This is a genomic window from Paludibacterium denitrificans (assembly GCF_009707705.1).
GTDB lineage: Bacteria > Pseudomonadota > Gammaproteobacteria > Burkholderiales > Chromobacteriaceae > Paludibacterium_A > Paludibacterium_A denitrificans.
Window position 1 is genome coordinate 1,265,531 of the sequence record NZ_WLYX01000001.1, and the last position, 17,369, is coordinate 1,282,899.

Below are 17,369 nucleotides of genomic sequence, written 5' to 3' on the forward strand. Positions count from 1 at the left end.
CATGCCGCAACCCACCCGTTTCAAGAACAAGCAGGCGGAAGAAAGCCAGTTCCAGCTTCGGCTGGTGGTGGCCTACGGCTTCATGGTGCTAATGTTTATCGTGCTGGTTGGCCGTTTTGTCTGGCTGCAAGTGCTGCAGCACGAACATTTCTCCACGCTGGCCGACAACAACCGCATTTCGCTGCTGCCCATCCTCCCCAACCGCGGGCTGATTCTGGACCGCAATGGCGTGGTGCTGGCGCAAAACTATTCCGCCTATACGCTGGAGCTAACGCCCAACAAGGTGCCCGACCTCAAGGCCACGGTGGCGGCCTTGAAACAACTGGTCGACATCACCCCGCGTGACGAAAAGCGCTTCAAGAAATTTCTCGAAGAATCCAAGGATTTCGAATCCATCCCGCTCAAGGTCAAGCTGACCGAACAGGAAGCGGCACGCGTCGCCGCCAACAGCTGGCGCTTTCCCGGCGTCGAGGTCAAAGCCCGGCTGTTCCGCGACTACCCGTACAAGGAACTCACCAGCCACGTGCTCGGCTACATCGGCCGCATCAACCAGAAGGATCAGGATCGGCTGGAAGAAGAAGACAAGAGCACCAACTACAAGGGCACCACCTATATCGGCAAGACCGGGCTGGAAGCAGTATACGAGGATGAATTGCACGGTACGGTCGGCTTTGAAGAACTGGAAACCGACTCCGGTGGCCGCGCCATCCGCAGCCTGCGCCGCACCCCGCCGGTCAACGGCAACAACCTGAAACTGGCGCTGGATATCCGCCTGCAGGAAGTGGCGGACAAGCTGTTTGGCAACCGGCGCGGCGCGCTGGTGGCCATCGACCCCAGCACCGGCGGCGTACTGGCCTTCCTCTCCAAACCGGGCTTCGACCCCAACCTGTTCATTGATGGCATCGACAGCCAGACCGGAGCGCTCTCAACTCCGACTGGCAAAAGCCGATGATCAACCGGGCGCTGCGCGGCACTTATCCGCCGGGGTCCACCTTCAAGCCATTCATCTCGATGGCGGCGCTGGAAACCCATTCGATCGGCCCCAACGATGTGCGCCCGGCGCCGGGCTATTTTGTACTGCCGGGCAGCAGCCACCAGTTCCGCGACTCCAACCCGCGCGGTAACGGCGCGGTCAATCTGGCGCGCGCGATTCAGGTGTCGAGCGATACCTTCTTCTACAAACTGGCCCGGGACATGGGCATCGACAAGATCGCCCCGACGGTCAGCCAGTTCAATCTGGGCAGCAAGACCGGCATTGATCTGGATGGCGAAGCCAACGGTGTCTTGCCAACCAAGGAATGGAAAGCCAAACGCTTTGCCAAGTACAAGCCCGAGGTGCGGCGCTGGTATCCGGCCGACGTGGTAAGCATCGGCATCGGCCGGGCTTCAATGCCTACACCCCGCTGCAAATGGCCAACGCCACCGCCATCATGGCCAACAGTGGCACGGCGTTCAAACCGCATCTGGTGCAGCAGGTGATCGACGCCAAAACCGGCAAGGCCCGCCTGATCGGCAACCAGCTTAGCGCGCAAGTTGCCGTTCCAGCGCACTTCGACTACATCAAGCACGGCATGCAGATGGTGCTGCAACCGGGCGGTACCGCCCGGCGGCTGGGACAAGGCTTGCAGTACAGCATGGCGGGCAAGACAGGTACGGCGCAGGTGGTGCAGATCAAGCAGGGTGCCAAGTACAACGCCGCCGCGTTGGCCGAACAGTACCGCGATCACTCGTGGTTCATCGCCTTTGCCCCGGTGGACAAACCGCGCATCGCCGTGGCGGTCATCGTGGAAAACGCCGGTTTCGGGGCAGCGGCAGCAGCGCCGATTGCGCGCCAGCTTTTTGACTTCTACATGACCGGCAAGGTGCCGCAAGCAATTGGCGGCGACCTGAAAACCGTGCCCATGGATACGGCCAATGACAATCCAGCCACACCTGATTAACCGTCTCTGGCAACAGATCAAGGAGCCGCTGGACGGCTGGATGATGCTGTTTCTGGGGCTGATCTTCGTCGTCAGCCTGTTTGTGCTGTACTCCGCGTCCAACCAGAGCTTTGACAAGATCGACAACAAGCTGGTCTACACGCTGCTGTCGCTCACCATCATGTGGCTGATTGCGCGCATGCGCCCGCAAAGCGTGATGAATTTTGCCCCGCCGATCTACGCGCTGGGCCTGCTGCTGTTGCTGGCGGTCAAGTTCAAAGGCGTCACGGTCAACGGTTCCACCCGCTGGCTGGAGCTGGGCATTACCCGCATCCAGCCGTCGGAAATCATGAAAATCGCGCTGCCGATGATGCTGGCGTGGTTCTTCCAGAAGTACGAACTGAGCCTGCGCTGGTGGCACTACCTGATTGCCGGGCTGATGATCGTGGTGCCGGGTGCGCTGGTGCTCAAGCAGCCCGATCTGGGTACGGCCGCGCTGATCATGACCGCCGGTTTCTTCGTATTGTTCTTCGCCGGGCTATCGTGGAAAGTCATCATTGGCGGTGCCATTGCCTTTGGTGCCAGCCTGCCGGTGCTGTGGAACTTCATGCACGATTACCAGCGCAAACGGGTGCTGACGCTGATTGACCCGACCACCGATCCGCTGGGCGGCTTACCACATCATCCAGTCGATGATTGCCATCGGCTCCGGCGGGCCGTGGGGCAAAGGCTGGCTCAACGGCACGCAAACCCACCTCGACTACATCCCGGAACGCACCACCGACTTCATCTTTGCCGTGTATTCGGAAGAATTCGGCCTGATCGGCAACCTGCTGCTGGTGGTGCTGTACCTGCTGGTGATCAGCCGCGGCATGATGATCACCGCCCGCGCCCAGACGCTGTACGGCTTAGGCTGATGGCTGGCGCCATCACGCTGTCGTTCTTTGTCTACGCCTTCGTCAACATGGGCATGGTATCCGGCATCCTGCCGGTGGTGGGCGTGCCACTGCCGTTTGTCTCCTACGGCGGCACCGCCACCGTGACGCTGTTCATCGGCATGGGCATGCTGATGGGCATCGGCAACCTGCGCCGTTAAGTACCGCTTTCGGCCAACCTTGCCGCCCGACAAGGGTTGGCCGAAGCATGGCCTGCGCGGGTGATCCGCCCTCTGCTGCGACATTTTGTCGCACCCCCGCCTCAGGTGGCTGTGTTAGGGTAATGGCCAACTTTTTACTCTAGGACGCCACCATGAAACGTCTCGCCGCCGCACTCCTTGGTCTTGCCCTCTCCACCAGCGTACTGGCACATGGCTATACCCGGGTCAGCTGGATATTCACCATCCGTGGAGCCGCGCCATGCCGGAAGCCAGCCCCACCGGCGCGGCTTACATGACACTCACCAATCAGGGCAAAAGCGACGACCGTCTGCTCGCCGCCAGCAGCCCGCGAGCCCAGAGTGCCGAGCTGCATACCCATCTCAACGATCATGGCGTGATGCGCATGCGCCCGGTCGCCGACGGCATCGCCCTGCTAAGCCGGGCAACAGGTCAAACTGGCTCCGGGTGGCCTGCACATCATGCTGATGGGCCTGAAACAGCCGCTCAAGGCTGGTGATCATTTCCCGCTGACACTGAAATTTGAAAAAGCCGGGAGCGTTACCGTGGATGTACAGGTAGAAAACTCGGCACCGCACTGATCCGCCTTGCCGGTTCGGCCAACCCTCTGGCTACTGGCGTCACCGCCAGTAGCTGCCGACCACATCAGCGTGGTAACGTCAGCTCACCACCAGTTGGCCGTTTGACCAGCAAAGCGAACACTAGGTAAGCCAACCGGTAACCGCCGCATGATCGGCCCGGCGCCCTCCACCCAGTGCAAGAAAAATTTCACGAAAACATGGCGTTGCAAGAATCTGACATCGTGCAGTGCAGCAATCATCAGTAAATAGAGTATTAGCTTTACCGTGGTACCCACATTGGGCACACTCGTCATCGGGAACAAGCCGGTGTTTGGCGCAAGATCAGGCACGCACCGACACACCGGGGTTCACACGCCAAGTCTGCACCTAAAGAGTCAACACGATGGAGGAGCGGGTTGTTCAAACCCGTCAAATAACACAACGACGCACGGTCGGCGGCTTGTTCCCAATCTACGCTATGCTAGCGGCTGTTATATTGATGGCCGACGCTCATGTCTTCTTCCAGTATTACCACTCCCCGCATTGCCATTCATTACTGCACCGGCTGTCGCTGGATGCTGCGTGCCGCCTGGATGGCACAAGAACTGCTGACAACCTTTGAAAAACACATCGGCGAAGTGGCGCTGATTCCCGGTTCCGGCGGCGTGTTCCGCATCTGGGTCAACGACGAGCTGATTTGGGACCGCAAACAGATGGACGGTTTCCCCGACATCAAGGAACTGAAACAGCGCGTGCGTGACCGCATCGCCCCGGAACAGAGCCCGGGTCACAGCGACAAACCCGCCTCCTGAGCCCGGCCGTACCGCCCTGCCGTCATGGATCCCACGCCACAACGCAAGATCATTCATGTCGATTGCGACTGCTTCTACGCGTCCATCGAAATGCGCGACACCCCGGCCCTGCGCACGGTGCCGCTGGCCGTGGGCGGGCAGCCGGACAAGCGTGGGGTGATTGCCACCTGCAACTATCTGGCGCGCCGCTACGGCGTGCATTCGGCCATGTCGTCAGCACGCGCCCTGCGTCTGTGCCCAAGCCTGACCATCCTGCCGCCGGACATGCGCCGTTACCGCGAGGCCAGCCAGGCAATTCTGCACATTTATCAGCGCTATACCGCGCTGATTGAGCCGCTGTCGCTGGATGAAGCCTATCTGGATGTCACCGGCCAGCCGCATTGTCAGGGCAGCGCCACGCGCATGGCCGAGGCGATACGCCAGCAGATTCGTGAAGAAGTCGGCATCACGGCCTCCATGCTCGTCGCGCCCAACAAGTTTCTAGCCAAAGTGGCCAGCGACTGGAACAAGCCGGATGGCCAGCTGGTGATCCGCCCGGCGGACGTCGACGACTTTGTCGCCGCCCTGCCGGTGGAAAAATTGTGGGGTGTGGGCAAGGTCACCGCCCAGCGGTTACACCAGCTGGGCGTGAACTGCTGCGGGGAACTGCAACAGTGGCCGCTGGCCACGCTGCGGCAACATTTTGGCCGCTTTGGCGAACGATTGTATGAGCTGGCTCTCGGTATTGATACGCGCCCGGTAAGCAACGAGCGCCAGCGTCATTCGATCAGTGTGGAAGAAACCTATGTGCAGGATCTACCCGACCTCAACAGTTGTCTGGCACAACTGCCAGCGTTGCTGCAGCGCCTGCAACAACGGCTGGCGCGTCACCAGCATCCGGCGCTACGCGGGCTGACGGTCAAACTGAAGTTTGCCGATTTCCAGCAAACCACCGTGGAACAGGCGGCACCCAACTTGTCGGCCGAGAGACTGGCCGCCTTGCTACGCATTGCTCATGCGCGGGGCAACAAACCGGTACGGCTGCTGGGCGTGGGGGTAAGGTTGGCCGAAAACGGGCGTGAACCATGGCAGCTGCCGCTGTTCACACCCGACGACTGACTACAGCGGCCTAGCCCGCCCGGCGCGCGGCCAGAGCCTGCAACGCCACTTCGCGGTCAGCCCACATCCGCGCCACGCTCGGCCGCGCCGCCAGCTGCTGCCAATAGCCATCGCGCCCCGGCAGTTGTTGCGTCAGGTCGCGGCCCAACACCGCCGTGGTCATGTCGGATACCACCGGCAACACGCTGGCCGCTGCCAGATCGGCAAAGCTGAAATCCTGCCCCGCCAGCCACGGCGCGTAATCCAGCCGTCGAGCCACCGCCTGCAAACCACGTTCAATCGCCGTGGCCGCTTCGGTCTTGGCGCTGTCATCCAACGGTCGGCCAAACAGCGCATGGCGCAGCAGCGGAGCGGAGGGAGCCAGCACGTAGAGTTCCAGCATGGTCATCAGCTCACGCGCACGCGCGCGGCCATTGGGGCCGGGCGGCAACAGCGAGGCGGTGGGATAGGCATCTTCCAGCCACTCCAGAATCACCGTGGATTCGGCCAGCGCATAACCGTTAATGTCGACGAAGGGAATCTTGCCCATCGGGCTCATGTCCAGCAGCGCGGCGTCTTGCGACGGCGCGGTCAGCACCTCCTCGAAATTGACGCCTTTTTCCATCAGGGCCAGTTTGACCTTGTTGTAGTAAGGCGAAATCGGGGTGCCGTAAAGCTTGATCATGCGGATCTCCTTGCGGGGCAGTCGCAGGCCAGCATCAGGGCTGACCCGATAAAAAAGGGCGAAAAACACCGAAGTGGTGCTTTTCGCCGCGCATTATGCCATTACTTGTTCAATGCCACCGTCTTTTGCTGCAGCAGGCGGCGAATTTGCGGCAGCGCCTGCGTGGCGGCCTTTTCGCCTTCCAGTATCGCCTGATGGCGTGCATCGAACTGCGCCGTGCCGATCGACTGCACCTGCGGCCGGATCACCACATCGGCCTGTTGCAGTTCCTGACGCAATGCCACCACGTTCATGATGTTGATGCTCTGGTCAAACATGGACAGGAAACCGGTCGCCGCACCAGCTTTGGGACGGGCGGTAATATCCACGGCGATGACAAAATCGGCGCCCATTTCACGCGCCGCACTCACCGGCACCGGGCTGACCAGACCGCCATCGACATAACGTTTCTTGCCGATCACCACCGGGGTAAACACATTGGGAATACTGGCCGAGGCACGCACTGCCTGACCGGTGTTGCCCAAGCGGAAGACCACTTTTTGCCCGCTATCCAGCTCGGTCGCCACGGCGCCAAAGCGCTTGGAGAGTTTTTCGATCGGCCGCTGGCCAACCTGACCATTGATAAATGCCGCCAGCTTTTCGCCCTTGATAAAACCCTTGCTGGACAGCGTCCAGTCGGCCAGATTGGCTTCGTCCAGCTGAATGGCCTTGGCTTGCAACTGCATGCCGTTATAGCCCGCCGCATACAGGCTACCCACCACGCTGCCGAGCGCTGGTGCCGGTAACGATTTCCGGCACGATGCCATTGGCTTCCAGTACTTTGATCACGCCGATATGGGCAAAACCCTTGGCCGCGCCGCCGCCGAGGGCGATGGCGACTTTAGGTTTGTGATGGTAAGCAACCGGTTTGGAAGGGGTGGTACAGGCGGCCAGCACCAGTGCAACGGTAACCGGCATCATTCGACGTAAGAGATTCATGATCCGCAACAATAACTTCACTTGGCAAAGGGAACCGGCAGAACCCACCGTGGCACCATGCGCGCGGCCGGGTCGGTTTCCCGCAACGACTAAACAGACAGGCACCGGCGCGAGACGTTCCCGCGCTTAAGCAAGACAGCGGTCAGCGCGTGGGCGCCTGACCCGGTTTGACGAATTCGATCACCTGCCTTCCGTCCGGCAAAGTGTTGGTTTTCTTGCGCGTGGCACTCTTCCAAGCGTGGCCGTAGACCACTTCATAGGTGGCAGGCAGCTTGCCGTCGCGGCGCAACACTTCATAGGCGGTTTCCACCTGCCGCCAGGCGTGCTTGCCCATCAGCCCGCGCCCACGCCCGCTGGTGGCGTTGTGGGCGCCGATGGCTTTCAGGTCGTGCATCACGTCGCGCACGCTGGAGTAGGTCATCACGATCTTGTCCATGTCCATCACCGGCTCGGCAAACTGGCTGTGCAACAGCGCGTCGCCAAGATCGTGCATGTCGATGAACTGGTTGACATGAGTGGCACCATCCACGGCTAAAGCAAACGCACGGCGCAGTTCCATCAGCGTATCCGGGCCGAGCGTGGAGAACATCAACATGCCATCGGGTTTGAGTACGCGGAAGAATTCGGCAAACACGCCATCCGGCACGTTGACCCACTGAATGGCCAGATTGGACCAGATCATGTCGACGCTGTTATCGGCCAACGGCAAGCGTTCGATATCGGCACACACCTGCCACGGCTGGCGACGGCCAAACCATTTTTTCAGCAGGCCGTCCTGCTGTTGCTGTTTGGCGCGTGAAGCCTGCAGCATGGCCTGAGCCAGATCCAGCTCCAGCACGCGTGCGTCCGGATACTGGCGGCGCAAATGGGCCGCGCCATAACCAGTGCCGGAACCGGCATCCAGAATCAGCTGCGGCTGAAACTTGATGTACTCCAGCCGTTCGGCCATGCGGTCGGACACTTCCCGCTGCAACACGGCGGCCGAGTCGTACGCTTAAGCGGCCTTTTCAAACGAGGCACGGATGCGGGATTTGTCGGTGTAAAACGCTTCACTCATGAAATCAGACCTGCGGTGGAGCGCGGCCGTCCCGGCCAGAGGGCGGGGACGGACAACGCCCGGGTTATCGGTGAAATCAGCCGTCCAGATGCGTGGTCAGCCGCGCCACGAAGTCGTCTTCGTGCGACAGAAAGGGGGCATGCGAAGCATGCGGAAATTCATACAGACGGGCATCGTCCAGGTTTTCGGCCAACCAGCGGCCAGCACCGATCGGCGTAATGGCGTCACGCGCGCCAAAAAACAGGCCCACCGGGCAGCGGATGCATCCGGCCAGCTGGCGGGCATCGGCCTCCAGCAGCAAGTTCAGCGGCTAAAGCAATCCTTGCGGACGACCATGGGCAAACAGCTCGCCCCGCACGGCCTTGAGGGTTTCGCGCGCAGCGCGCCCAGCATTTGCAGCGCGAGAAAGCGTTCCAGCGTGGCCTCAAAATCAGTATCCAGACTGGCGCCCACCGCTTCGATCGCGGCACGCGGCTGGGCATACGCCCAGTCTTCATCACGCACGAAGCGCGGACTGGTGGAGATCAGCGCCAGGCTGAGCACCTTGTCCGGGTGACGGGCCGCCCAGTGCTGGCCGATCAGCCCGCCCAGCGACCAGCCGACCACATGCACCGGCAGCGGAAACTGGCGGTCGAGCAGATCGGCCACCAGATCGGCATCAAACTGCGGCAGCGGCGCACTGGCGCCATGGCCGGGCAAATCGACCAGATGCACACAATAGTGTTCGGCCAACCTGTCGGCCACATGGGAAAACACCCCGCCGTGCAGGCCCCAGCCATGCAACATGACCACGTCCGGCCCACGGCCGCGGGTTTCAACAAATAAGTTCATCTAAAGCCAGTTAAGTCTTGGTAGGCGTGCGCCCGTTATTTAGCAGATGGGGCGACGGCGCTGGTTTCACAAGGGTTTCAGGCGGCGTGCGACACGTGGTTTAAGCAAACGCGGCCAGATGCGGCCAGTCCACCTCCCCGGCCGCCGCTAACTTGGCAAAGTAATAGCCTTGCAGCTTGTCGCAGCCCATGTCGCGCAGCAACCGGAGCTGCGAGGCGGTTTCCACGCCTTCGGCCACCACTTCCAGCCCGAGGGCGGCAGCGAGCGCCAGAATGGCCCGCACGATGGCGCCGGATTCGGCCGTGCGATCCAGGTCAAACACAAACGACTGGTCGATCTTGAGCACGTCAAAGTGGTAACGGTGCAGATAGGACAGCGCGGAGTAACCGGTGCCAAAGTCATCCAGCGCCAGCTTGATGCCCAGCTCGTGCAGGCGCTGCATCACCGTGGCGGCGGCGTCCGGCACGTCGATCAGCGCACTTTCGGTGATTTCCAGATGCAGCATGGCTTAGGCGGCAGCTGGCTGGCGGCCAGCACGCCCGCCATCCAGTCAACCAGCTCCGGCTGATGGAAGTTGGCCGAAGACAGGTTGACGTGCAGGGTACAGTCCGGCCGCACCCGCCCGGCATCCAGCCAGGCTTTCAGCTGGTGGCAGGCAGCCGTGATCATGTAACGGTCCAGCCGCGTGATCAGGCCGCTTTCTTCCGCCATCGGCAGGAACAGGCTGGGCGCGATCAGGCCGCGCGTGGGGTGCTGCCAGCGTACCAGTGTTTCGAACCCGACCAGTGCGCCGGTCTTGGCGTCGATAAACGGCTGGTAATACGGCAACAGCTGGTCGGTATGTTCCAGTGCCCGGCGCAGCTCGCTCTCCAGCGCCAGCTGGTCAGCCTGATTGATGCGCAACTGGTGATTGAACAGGGTGTAGCCATGCCCTTGCTGTTTGGTGCAATACATGGCGTGGTCGGCATCGCGCAGCAGATCATCGGCCTTGTGGTAATGCGTGCGATCGGCCAGTACCACGCCGACACTGGCGGTGGAAAACACTTCGCGCCCGGCCAGAATCACCGGCCGGTCAAACGTGGCCACGATGTCACGCGCCAGCGCCTCACACGCGTCCAGGCTGTTGGTCTGCTGGTGCAACACGGCAAATTCGTCGCCGCCGAGCCGCGCCAGAAAATCGTCCGGCCCCGGGCAAGCGCGGATGCGCGCCCCGGCTTCAAACAGCAGCTGGTCGCCCACCAGATGGCCGAGGGTATCGTTCACCAGCTTGAAACGGTCGAGGTCAATAAACAGCACGGCAAAGCAACTACCCTGCCCTTGCCGATAAGCCTCCCAGCTATGGCGCAGGGTCTTGGCAAAATAGGCACGGTTGGGCAGCTTGGTGAGCGAGTCGTGCAGGCTGTCAAAGGCCAGTTGGGCATTTACGGCATCCAGTTCGCTGGTACGCTGGCGCACCCGCTGTTCCAGTTCGGCATAGGCGCTTTGCAAGGCTTCCGTGGTCTGGATGCGCGCCAAGGTGGTGCCAATGCTGTTGGCCACGCATTCCAGCAGCTCCTGATCGCGGTAACGGTAGAGCTGATCCGGCAGATAGCTCTTCACCGCCAACACGCCACACAGTTGCTGGTCGCAATACAGCGGCACGCCCAGCCAGCTCTGCGCCGGACCTTGCGTGGCATCCCAGCCCATCGGTTCGGCACCACGCGGCGTCAGCAGCAACGGCTTACCACTGTGCAACACCTGTTCGATATACCCCTGACCGGGGCGACGCGGCGTCAGTTGCGCCAGCTGCTCATCGGCGCAATAGGGAAAGCGGATCAGGTCGTGCTCGCGATCATAGAGCGCCACCATGCAGTTGCGTGCTCGACAACATTTCGGCCAACACGCGATGCAAACCACCGAGAAACGCCTCCAGCGACAGGCTGGTATTGGCCAGTTCGGCAATGCGGAACAGCGCATTTTGCAGACGCTCCACGCGCTGGCGCTCGGCCATTTCCGCCTGCAGGCGGGCGTTGCTGCCTTCCAGCTCGCAGGTCCGGCTCCACACCTCGCGCTCCAGCCGCTGGCGGTAGGCCACACGCTCCATGACATGCCCCACCTGCCGGGCGGCAAACACAAACATCGCCTGTTGCGCTTCGGCGTGCACACCGGCTGGTCGGCATAGCGCAGCAGCACCATGGCGCCGATGATGCCACCGGTGGCGTCGTACAGCGGCACGCCCAGCCAGAGCCGCGGCAGATTGTCCGGCTGGTGCAGCGAGGGCGCATGGCCCAGTTGTTGCAGTTCGGCCTGCGTCAGCAGCACCGGCTGGCCATGGCGCAACAGCCGGGCCAGCAGTGATACCGGTTGGCTGGCCAGCGCAAAACACTCATCGGGGCGCGGCGCAGGATGGGCCGCATCGGCATAAAACGGAAAACTCAAGGCGCCCGCTTCGGCGTCATAGCAGGCGATATAGAAATGCTGCGCGTCCACCAGACGGCGCAAAAGCGGAGGCAGGCGTGGGATCAGGTCGTCCAGCGTCGTGGCCTCGGCGGCCAATTGGCTGATTTCCAGCAGGGCTTCGTTGGTAATGCGCGACAGCGATTGTTCGGTGCGCAGCGCGGCGCTGAGCAAATGGCCGGTCAACAGGCTCGCCATTTCCGCCATGCCATCGGGTGCGGACCCGCGCCACACCAGCCAGCCGAGATTGCCCTGCGAGCCGGTCAAGGCCAGCGCACCGGCGTCCGGCCCGGGCAAACGGCCACTTTCCAGTTCGGCGGCAGTAGGCAGGCTATCGGCCAGCCCCCAGCTTCCCAGCCGCTGCCAGACCGCCCCCAGTTTGCCCCACACCGCCGCCGCCAGCAGACCGGGCTGGCGCTCCAGCCACTGCAAGGCCTGCCGAGCGGCCTGCTCGGGCGTATCCGGTACTCTGCCGCGCTATTTAAGGTCATTATCGTCGTCTGTGTTAGCCGGATATTCCGGAGAATGACAGTTCCCGCCCGCCCCTCCCGACTGGCGACGCCCTGTCATCACACTTCCTGACCGCCTGCAGATTGCAACACACAGTGCAGCAACGCTTCCAGCTGCGGCAAGGTATGCGCAGCAGACAACGACACGCGCAAGCGGGCGGTGCCTTGTGGCACCGTGGGCGGCCGAATCGATGGCACCCAGAAGCCCGCCTGTCGCAGCCGTTCGGCCAATGACAGAGCCTGCTCATTGCTGCCTATAATAAGTGGCTGAATCGCCGTCCGTGAAGCGTTTAAACGATAATAACTACCCGTCATGAGCTGTTGCATGCAGGCTACCAGTTGCTGCAATCGCTCGCGCCGCCAGCTTTCCTCCGCTATCAGCGTCAAACTGGCCTTAACCGCTTCGGCCAGTGCCGGTGGCTGGGCCGTGGTAAAAATGTAGGTGCGTGCGCTGTTCACCAGCCACTCCACCAGCAATTCCGTTTAGCTTCCACAAAAGCGCCCGCCACCCCGGCCGCCTTGCCCAGCGTGGCCATATAGATCAGTCGCGGGCTGGACAAACCGGCATCCACCAACGAGCCATGCCCCTCGCCCAACACGCCAAAGCCGTGGGCATCGTCCACATACAGCCAGGCATCGTAGGTTTCGGCCAACTCCAGCAAGCCCTTGAGCGGCGCCTCGTCGCCATCCATGCTGTAGACCGCATCAACCGCGATCAGCCGACGCCGTGCCGGAGTGGATTCCAGTAACTGGCGCAGATGCGTCAGGTCGTTATGGCGGAAACGCTTGAACGTGGCACGCGACAGCACACAGCCGTCATTCAGCGACGCATGATTGAGGCGATCGGCAAACACCGCATCGCCACGCCCCACCAGGCTGGCAATCACCGCCAGATTGGCGGCATAGCCAGAACCAAACAATAGCGCCGCCTCACAGCGCACAAAACGCGCCAACGCCTGTTCGGCTTCTTCATGCGCGGCAAAGTGGCCGGACACCAGATGGGATGAGCCGCCACCCAGCCCCCAGCGCGCCAGGCCCTGCTGGGCGGCGGCAATCAAGGCCGGATGGTTGGCCAGCCCCAGATAATCGTTACTGGCAAACGCTAGATAAGGTTTGCCATCCACCACCACTTCGGGCTGCTGCGGCGTTTCCAGCACATGGCGCTGACGCCGGCGGTGCTCGCCTTCCAACGCTAGCAACGCGGCCGAAAGTTGTTCAGATTGCATGATGAAACGGGCTCAGGGCCCATGCTAAAGGTTGGCCGAATCCAGCGCTTGAAACCCTCATCTATATATAAGGCGTGAGTTTCAAGTATTAGATTATTCTTAAACTGTTAATTATAACGGCGACAGGTCAAGTTTTTCCATCAGTACCCGGTCAGCGTCCACGTCCGGGTTGCCGGTCGTCAACAATTTATCGCCATAAAAGATGGAGTTGGCACCCGCCGAGAAACAGAGCGCCTGCATGGCTTCCGGCATTTCGCGCCGCCCGGCAGACAGGCGCACATAGCTCTGCGGCATGGTCAGGCGCGCCACCGCAATGGTACGCACAAACTCGGTCCAATCGATGTTGTCGGCACCCTCCAGCGGCGTACCCGTCACCTTGACCAGATTGTTGATCGGCACCGACTCCGGCGGCGGCGTCAAATTGGCAAGCTGGGCAATCAAACCGGCACGGTCATGACGGGTGTCATTCAGGCCGACAATCCCCCCCGCAGCACACCGACAAACCGGCGCTGCGCACCTTGCCCAGTGTATCCAGACGGTCTTCATACTCGCGCGTCTGGATGATGTCTGCGTACTTGTCCGGTGCGGTATCCAGATTGTGATTATAGAAATCCAGCCCGGCTTCTTTTAACTGCTCCGCCCGGCCGTCTTTCAACAAACCAAACGTGGCACAGGTTTCCATGCCCAGCGCCTTCACCTCGCTCACCATGCGCAAGGTCTGCTCCAGATCGGCATCCTTCGGGCCACGCCGGGCGGCGCCCATGCAAAAACGCCCGGCGCCATTGGCCTTGGCGGTACGCGCGGCGGCAATCACCTCATCCACCGTCATCATCGGCTGCTCTTCCACCGGAGTGTCGTGATGCACCGATTGCGGACAGTAACCACAATCTTCCGGACAGCCACCGGTCTTGATGGAAATCAGCGTGGACAGCTGTACCTTGGTCGGATCAAAAAACTGGCGGTGCACCTCGGCGGCACGGAACACCAGCTCCATGAACGGCAGCGACAGCAGCGCCTCGATATCCGCTACCGACCAGGTTTTGGCAGCCGGATGCGGGGTGGCGGGACGGGCAAACGTAATGGGGGAAGACGAAGTAGACATAACGCTCCTGATACGGGAGAGCACCCGCTACCACCGCGCTCATGGGGCGGCCGCACCGGGTTCTGAAATAATGGGTAATGTGCTGCAACAGGCAAAATCTTGAGGGGGCATGGCCATGCTGTCAAACATAACAAGGCTATTAATTGACAACTGCTCGTTTATTAATCAGCCATGTCTATTATGTCACGGCCACAACGCCATCAATGGCCTGTGTCCGGCCTGCCGAAACAGCCTGCCCACCCTCCCCGCTGCGCACTGCCCGCGCTGTGCCGAGCCGGTTGCCAATGGTCAGCTCTGCGGCCACTGCCAACGCCATCCGCCCGCCTTTGACGCCCTACACGCTCCCTATGTTTTTGGCTACCCCGGATGGCCTGATTCATGCTTTCAAGTACGGAAAACGGCTGGAAATGGCAGGGGTGCTGGGTGGTCTCATGGCCGATTTTACCCGACAAAACGGCCGGAAAAGTGACCGGTAATACCTGTTCCCTTGGCAAAAGAACGACTTGCAGAACGGGGCTTCAATCAGAGTGATGAGCTGGCGCGAGCAATCGCTGGTACAATGCAAAGCTGTTTTTCGGCCAACTTGTGTTGGCGAAAATACAACACATCGTCTCAGGCGTCGCTCAAACGCGCCGCGCGGCTCAAAAATGTCCGCGATGCGTTTGGCGTAAAACGACGGCTCGACGGGCTTTGCGTTGCCATCGTGGACGATGTGGCCACTAGCGGCGCCACCCTCTCGGCACTGGCCGAAACCCTCAAAAAACAGGGGGCAAAACGGGTGGATGCATGGGTACTTGCCAAGGCATTTCCCCCAAAAACTTGACCAACTTTTTGATTCCTTGGAACAATCCGACCTGCCAACGATGTTCACTGTTGTTCTTTTTCAGCCGGAAATACCGCCCAATACGGGCAATGTGATTCGTTTATGTGCCAACACCGGCTGTGAACTGCATCTGGTCAAACCGATGGGTTTCCCATTGGACGATGCCAAGTTGCGACGCGCCGGGCTCGATTACCACGAATATGCCCGAGTCGTTGTCCACGAAAACTGGGATGCGTGTCTTGCCACCTTGCAGGGACGGCGAATTTTTGCCGCCACGACCAAGGGCGCCACGCGTCACGACCAGATCACTTTCCTGCCCGGGGACGTCTTATTGTTCGGGCCTGAATCCCGCGGCTTGCCGCAAGATGTGCTGGAGTCTTTGCCTCCGCAACATCGGGTTCGTTTGCCGATGCGTCCCCAATCGAGAAGCCTCAACCTCTCCAATGCCGTTGCTGTGATGGTATTCGAGGCGTGGCGGCAGATCGGATTCGAGGGAGGAAGCTGACAGTTCACAGGTTGGCCCAACAGCATAAGGGAGGTCTATGAAACCTGTACTCCGATGGCTGTGGCTAGTGTTCGTCAGTCTTGTGCTTGTGGCCTGTTCCACTGTGAAGACAGCCAGTGCTACCAGCCCCTCGTCGGCCCAGCCGACAAAAAAGACCGTTGTCAGAAACGGAGCCTATTTCCAGAAAGATGATCTGGCGGAACATATCCCCGTCAATCTGAATCTGGTTCCCGATGCCGTCCCGCAGACGGAGCCGCTGATCAAAGCGGCCAATCTGCCCTACGCGGCAATGGGCATGAGCTTCCGCCCTGACACCAGTGACAAGCCGTTTAAAGCCACTGGTCGTGCCTCTTGGTACGGCAAAAAGTTTCATGGCAGAAGAACCACGTCGGGCGAACGCTACGACATGTATGCCATGACCGCCGCGCACCCTACTTTACCGATCCCTAGTTACGCCGGGGTGACAAACCTGAAAAATGGCGAATCGGTAATCGTGCGCATCAACGACCGCGGCCCGTTCCACAAGAGCCGCATGATGGATCTGTCCTACGCCGCGGCCAGCAAGCTGGGCTTCATCCAGCAAGGCAGCGCCAAAGTCGCCGTAGAACGGGTATGGCCTGCCAATGGGGGAGAAGTGGCCACCCGTCCGGTCAGCAATCCAGCCGGGACAGCAGGCTAAGCGTTTAGCCACCCAACCGGCCGCCCCAGTTGGCCAACGTTCCGACGTTGTTGGGGGGATAACGGCCAGCGGTGCCGGGGACGTTGCTCAGTCAGCCATGACGAGCACATCCCGGTGCCCCACACCCGGACGCGGTGTGATTCGGGCCATGCACATCACAGCAGGCAGCGGCCAGCTCCGCATCAAGACCTAACGTGCATCGGCAGTGATAAACAGAACCCGGCAGGGGCCGAGCTGTATCACCCAAAGGCGAAGGAAACCTCCTTCGCCTTTTTTCATGTCCATCAGGCAACAAAAAGCCCCGGCAATGACTGCGCCGGGGCAAAAGCCTTAGATGTCAGCGTAAGGCCCCCGCTCAGGGAGGCGAGCGGGAGGTGCCAGAGCACCTGCTAACTTAGGTGCGCCAGTGGCTGCAAAGTTCCGTCACTCGCTGGCCACTTCGGCCTCGGCCGGACCCAGATAGTCATCAAACCAGCGCGACACCACGGCTTCCACCTCTTCTACCCCGGTTTTTTTCAGGCTGGAAAACAATTGCACCGAGACGCCGGGGTAATCCTTGAGCTCGCGTTTGACCGAAGTCAGGACCTTCATTTGCTCCTGCCGCGAAAATTTGTCGGCCTTGGACAGCAGAATGTGCACCGGTCGCCCCGTGACGCGAAAGAATTCCAGCATCTTGCGATCCAGCTCCTTGAGCGGATGGCGGGCATCCATGATCAGCAACAGGCCGATCAGGCTTTGCCGGGTTTGCAGGTAACGCCCCAACAGCTCCACCCAGTGCGCCCGCACGGCTTCCGGCACCGGGCGTAGCCATAGCCCGGCAGATCCACCAGAAAACGCTGCCGCCCGAGGTCAAAGAAGTTGATATGCTGCGTGCGGCCGGGCGTCTTGGAAACGTAGGCCAGCCGGGTGCGATTAGCCAGCGTATTGAGGGCGCTGGACTTGCTTAACATTGGACCGTCCGACGAAAGCAACCTCCGCCGCAGTGGGCGGAAGGTCCTTCAAATGGTTGACGGTGGTGAAGAAACTGGCGTTTTGAAAAATCGACATAGTAGTAAG

General features: G+C 60.9%; 21 protein-coding genes and 6 pseudogenes. 15 read left to right on the plus strand and 12 right to left on the minus strand.

Annotated elements, in window-relative coordinates; genetic code table 11:
• Nucleotide 1 precedes the first annotated feature (1 nt).
• The 9 genes and pseudogenes from GKE73_RS08435 (at nucleotide 2) to dinB (ending at nucleotide 5,503) form a co-directional block, all read left to right on the plus strand.
• Complete coding sequence (locus GKE73_RS08435; RefSeq protein WP_230369722.1) at nucleotides 2-952, plus strand: penicillin-binding protein 2; 951 nt, start codon at nucleotides 2-4, stop codon at nucleotides 950-952.
• Nucleotides 949-1,479 carry a penicillin-binding transpeptidase domain-containing protein gene (locus tag GKE73_RS23015; RefSeq protein WP_280954838.1) on the plus strand — a complete coding sequence of 177 codons (531 nt, stop codon included), beginning with the start codon at nucleotides 949-951 and terminating at the stop codon, nucleotides 1,477-1,479. The genes GKE73_RS08435 and GKE73_RS23015 overlap by 4 nt, the downstream gene beginning before the upstream one ends.
• Entirely contained in the window at nucleotides 1,431-1,940 is a 510-nt protein-coding gene (locus GKE73_RS23020; RefSeq protein WP_280954839.1) for a penicillin-binding transpeptidase domain-containing protein, read from the plus strand. Before GKE73_RS23015 ends, GKE73_RS23020 begins: the two co-directional genes overlap by 49 nt.
• Nucleotides 1,915-3,015: pseudogene (gene rodA, locus GKE73_RS08445) on the plus strand (rod shape-determining protein RodA). Before GKE73_RS23020 ends, rodA begins: the two are co-directional and overlap by 26 nt.
• A 152-nt stretch (nucleotides 3,016-3,167) precedes the next feature.
• Complete coding sequence (locus GKE73_RS08450) at nucleotides 3,168-3,311, plus strand: hypothetical protein (RefSeq protein WP_230369723.1); 144 nt, start codon at nucleotides 3,168-3,170, stop codon at nucleotides 3,309-3,311.
• Nucleotides 3,275-3,532 (plus strand): copper chaperone PCu(A)C, encoded by a 258-nt coding sequence (locus GKE73_RS23025; RefSeq protein WP_280954840.1) that lies wholly within the window; start codon nucleotides 3,275-3,277, stop codon nucleotides 3,530-3,532. Before GKE73_RS08450 ends, GKE73_RS23025 begins: the two co-directional genes overlap by 37 nt.
• Complete coding sequence (locus GKE73_RS23030; RefSeq protein WP_280954841.1) at nucleotides 3,501-3,614, plus strand: copper chaperone PCu(A)C domain-containing protein; 114 nt, start codon at nucleotides 3,501-3,503, stop codon at nucleotides 3,612-3,614. Before GKE73_RS23025 ends, GKE73_RS23030 begins: the two co-directional genes overlap by 32 nt.
• 491 nt (nucleotides 3,615-4,105) lie before the next feature.
• A complete protein-coding gene (locus GKE73_RS08460; RefSeq protein ID WP_230369724.1) occupies nucleotides 4,106-4,405 on the plus strand; it encodes an Rdx family protein in 300 nt (99 codons plus the stop codon).
• Nucleotides 4,406-4,429: 24 nt separating this feature from the next.
• A complete protein-coding gene (gene dinB / locus GKE73_RS08465; RefSeq protein ID WP_230369725.1) occupies nucleotides 4,430-5,503 on the plus strand; it encodes a DNA polymerase IV in 1,074 nt (357 codons plus the stop codon).
• 10 nt (nucleotides 5,504-5,513) lie between these two features.
• Here the strand turns inward: dinB and GKE73_RS08470 are convergent, their stop codons facing one another.
• The 8 genes and pseudogenes from GKE73_RS08470 to GKE73_RS25550 all read right to left on the minus strand — a co-directional run bounded on the left by GKE73_RS08470 (nucleotide 5,514) and on the right by GKE73_RS25550 (nucleotide 11,398).
• A complete protein-coding gene (locus GKE73_RS08470; protein WP_230369726.1) occupies nucleotides 5,514-6,167 on the minus strand; it encodes a glutathione S-transferase family protein in 654 nt (217 codons plus the stop codon).
• 101 nt (nucleotides 6,168-6,268) lie between these two features.
• Nucleotides 6,269-7,145: pseudogene (locus GKE73_RS08475) on the minus strand (patatin-like phospholipase family protein).
• A gap of 142 nt (nucleotides 7,146-7,287) precedes the next feature.
• A pseudogene (bioC, locus tag GKE73_RS08480) lies at nucleotides 7,288-8,124 on the minus strand (malonyl-ACP O-methyltransferase BioC); the annotation flags it as partial.
• 154 nt (nucleotides 8,125-8,278) lie between these two features.
• Nucleotides 8,279-8,503 carry an alpha/beta fold hydrolase gene (locus tag GKE73_RS08485; protein ID WP_230369728.1) on the minus strand — a complete coding sequence of 75 codons (225 nt, stop codon included), beginning with the start codon at nucleotides 8,501-8,503 and terminating at the stop codon, nucleotides 8,279-8,281.
• 2 nt (nucleotides 8,504-8,505) lie between these two features.
• The gene (locus GKE73_RS08490; protein ID WP_230369729.1) at nucleotides 8,506-9,033 is read right to left on the minus strand and encodes an alpha/beta fold hydrolase; all 528 of its coding nucleotides are present in this window, start codon (nucleotides 9,031-9,033) and stop codon (nucleotides 8,506-8,508) included.
• Between the two features lie 100 nt (nucleotides 9,034-9,133).
• The gene (locus GKE73_RS08495) at nucleotides 9,134-9,538 is read right to left on the minus strand and encodes an EAL domain-containing protein (protein ID WP_230369730.1); all 405 of its coding nucleotides are present in this window, start codon (nucleotides 9,536-9,538) and stop codon (nucleotides 9,134-9,136) included.
• Nucleotides 9,505-10,881 (minus strand): bifunctional diguanylate cyclase/phosphodiesterase, encoded by a 1,377-nt coding sequence (locus GKE73_RS25545; protein WP_376767305.1) that lies wholly within the window; start codon nucleotides 10,879-10,881, stop codon nucleotides 9,505-9,507. Before GKE73_RS25545 ends, GKE73_RS08495 begins: the two co-directional genes overlap by 34 nt.
• Nucleotides 10,865-11,398, minus strand: coding sequence for a DUF4166 domain-containing protein (locus GKE73_RS25550; protein ID WP_376767306.1), 534 nt, complete (start codon nucleotides 11,396-11,398; stop codon nucleotides 10,865-10,867). The genes GKE73_RS25545 and GKE73_RS25550 overlap by 17 nt, the downstream gene beginning before the upstream one ends.
• Before the next feature lie 201 nt (nucleotides 11,399-11,599).
• On the opposite strand from GKE73_RS25550, the gene GKE73_RS25555 reads away from it, so the two are divergent.
• Nucleotides 11,600-11,998, plus strand: a complete 399-nt coding sequence (locus tag GKE73_RS25555; RefSeq protein WP_376767308.1) for a hypothetical protein — start codon at nucleotides 11,600-11,602, stop codon at nucleotides 11,996-11,998.
• Nucleotides 11,999-12,038: 40 nt separating this feature from the next.
• On the opposite strand, the gene GKE73_RS23035 is transcribed toward GKE73_RS25555, so the two are convergent.
• The 3 genes and pseudogenes from GKE73_RS23035 to bioB all read right to left on the minus strand — a co-directional run bounded on the left by GKE73_RS23035 (nucleotide 12,039) and on the right by bioB (nucleotide 14,306).
• Complete coding sequence (locus tag GKE73_RS23035; protein ID WP_312854409.1) at nucleotides 12,039-12,437, minus strand: aminotransferase class I/II-fold pyridoxal phosphate-dependent enzyme; 399 nt, start codon at nucleotides 12,435-12,437, stop codon at nucleotides 12,039-12,041.
• A complete protein-coding gene (locus tag GKE73_RS08505) occupies nucleotides 12,434-13,204 on the minus strand; it encodes an aminotransferase class I/II-fold pyridoxal phosphate-dependent enzyme (protein WP_280954843.1) in 771 nt (256 codons plus the stop codon). The genes GKE73_RS23035 and GKE73_RS08505 overlap by 4 nt, the downstream gene beginning before the upstream one ends.
• Nucleotides 13,205-13,315: 111 nt before the next feature.
• Nucleotides 13,316-14,306: pseudogene (bioB, locus tag GKE73_RS08510) on the minus strand (biotin synthase BioB).
• A 115-nt stretch (nucleotides 14,307-14,421) separates the two neighbouring features.
• On the opposite strand from bioB, the pseudogene GKE73_RS08515 reads away from it, so the two are divergent.
• The 5 genes and pseudogenes from GKE73_RS08515 to GKE73_RS24700 all read left to right on the plus strand — a co-directional run.
• Nucleotides 14,422-14,556, plus strand: a pseudogene (locus GKE73_RS08515) (ComF family protein); the annotation flags it as partial.
• A gap of 34 nt (nucleotides 14,557-14,590) precedes the next feature.
• Nucleotides 14,591-14,782: a hypothetical protein gene (locus tag GKE73_RS08520; protein ID WP_230371555.1), complete on the plus strand. Its 192-nt coding sequence runs from the start codon at nucleotides 14,591-14,593 to the stop codon at nucleotides 14,780-14,782.
• An 83-nt stretch (nucleotides 14,783-14,865) separates the two neighbouring features.
• Nucleotides 14,866-15,129 carry a ComF family protein gene (locus GKE73_RS08525; RefSeq protein ID WP_230369732.1) on the plus strand — a complete coding sequence of 88 codons (264 nt, stop codon included), beginning with the start codon at nucleotides 14,866-14,868 and terminating at the stop codon, nucleotides 15,127-15,129.
• Between the two features lie 40 nt (nucleotides 15,130-15,169).
• Nucleotides 15,170-15,634: a tRNA (cytidine(34)-2'-O)-methyltransferase gene (locus GKE73_RS08530; RefSeq protein WP_230371443.1), complete on the plus strand. Its 465-nt coding sequence runs from the start codon at nucleotides 15,170-15,172 to the stop codon at nucleotides 15,632-15,634.
• 88 nt (nucleotides 15,635-15,722) lie between these two features.
• Entirely contained in the window at nucleotides 15,723-16,313 is a 591-nt protein-coding gene (locus GKE73_RS24700) for a septal ring lytic transglycosylase RlpA family protein (RefSeq protein WP_230369733.1), read from the plus strand.
• Nucleotides 16,314-16,736: 423 nt separating this feature from the next.
• Here GKE73_RS24700 and yihA read toward each other — a convergent pair.
• Nucleotides 16,737-17,360, minus strand: a pseudogene (gene yihA, locus GKE73_RS08540) (ribosome biogenesis GTP-binding protein YihA/YsxC).
• Between the last annotated feature and the right edge of the window lie 9 nt (nucleotides 17,361-17,369).

Bases quoted from the DNA above. Each gene is read 5' to 3' on its own strand.
- GKE73_RS08435 (WP_230369722.1), top strand. From the start codon at position 2: ATGCCGCAACCCACCCGTTTCAAGAACAAGCAGGCGGAAGAAAGCCAG.
- GKE73_RS23015 (WP_280954838.1), top strand. From the start codon at position 949: ATGATCAACCGGGCGCTGCGCGGCACTTATCCGCCGGGGTCCACCTTC.
- GKE73_RS23020 (WP_280954839.1), top strand. From the start codon at position 1,431: ATGGCCAACAGTGGCACGGCGTTCAAACCGCATCTGGTGCAGCAGGTG.
- GKE73_RS08450 (WP_230369723.1), top strand. From the start codon at position 3,168: ATGAAACGTCTCGCCGCCGCACTCCTTGGTCTTGCCCTCTCCACCAGC.
- GKE73_RS23025 (WP_280954840.1), top strand. From the start codon at position 3,275: ATGCCGGAAGCCAGCCCCACCGGCGCGGCTTACATGACACTCACCAAT.
- GKE73_RS23030 (WP_280954841.1), top strand. From the start codon at position 3,501: ATGGGCCTGAAACAGCCGCTCAAGGCTGGTGATCATTTCCCGCTGACA.
- GKE73_RS08460 (WP_230369724.1), top strand. From the start codon at position 4,106: ATGTCTTCTTCCAGTATTACCACTCCCCGCATTGCCATTCATTACTGC.
- dinB (WP_230369725.1), top strand. From the start codon at position 4,430: ATGGATCCCACGCCACAACGCAAGATCATTCATGTCGATTGCGACTGC.
- GKE73_RS08470 (WP_230369726.1), bottom strand. From the start codon at position 6,167: ATGATCAAGCTTTACGGCACCCCGATTTCGCCTTACTACAACAAGGTC.
- GKE73_RS08490 (WP_230369729.1), bottom strand. From the start codon at position 9,033: ATGAACTTATTTGTTGAAACCCGCGGCCGTGGGCCGGACGTGGTCATG.
- GKE73_RS08495 (WP_230369730.1), bottom strand. From the start codon at position 9,538: ATGCTGCATCTGGAAATCACCGAAAGTGCGCTGATCGACGTGCCGGAC.
- GKE73_RS25545 (WP_376767305.1), bottom strand. From the start codon at position 10,881: ATGGTGGCGCTCTATGATCGCGAGCACGACCTGATCCGCTTTCCCTAT.
- GKE73_RS25555 (WP_376767308.1), top strand. From the start codon at position 11,600: ATGCGCGACAGCGATTGTTCGGTGCGCAGCGCGGCGCTGAGCAAATGG.
- GKE73_RS08505 (WP_280954843.1), bottom strand. From the start codon at position 13,204: ATGCAATCTGAACAACTTTCGGCCGCGTTGCTAGCGTTGGAAGGCGAG.
- GKE73_RS08520 (WP_230371555.1), top strand. From the start codon at position 14,591: ATGGTCAGCTCTGCGGCCACTGCCAACGCCATCCGCCCGCCTTTGACG.
- GKE73_RS08525 (WP_230369732.1), top strand. From the start codon at position 14,866: ATGCAAAGCTGTTTTTCGGCCAACTTGTGTTGGCGAAAATACAACACA.
- GKE73_RS08530 (WP_230371443.1), top strand. From the start codon at position 15,170: ATGTTCACTGTTGTTCTTTTTCAGCCGGAAATACCGCCCAATACGGGC.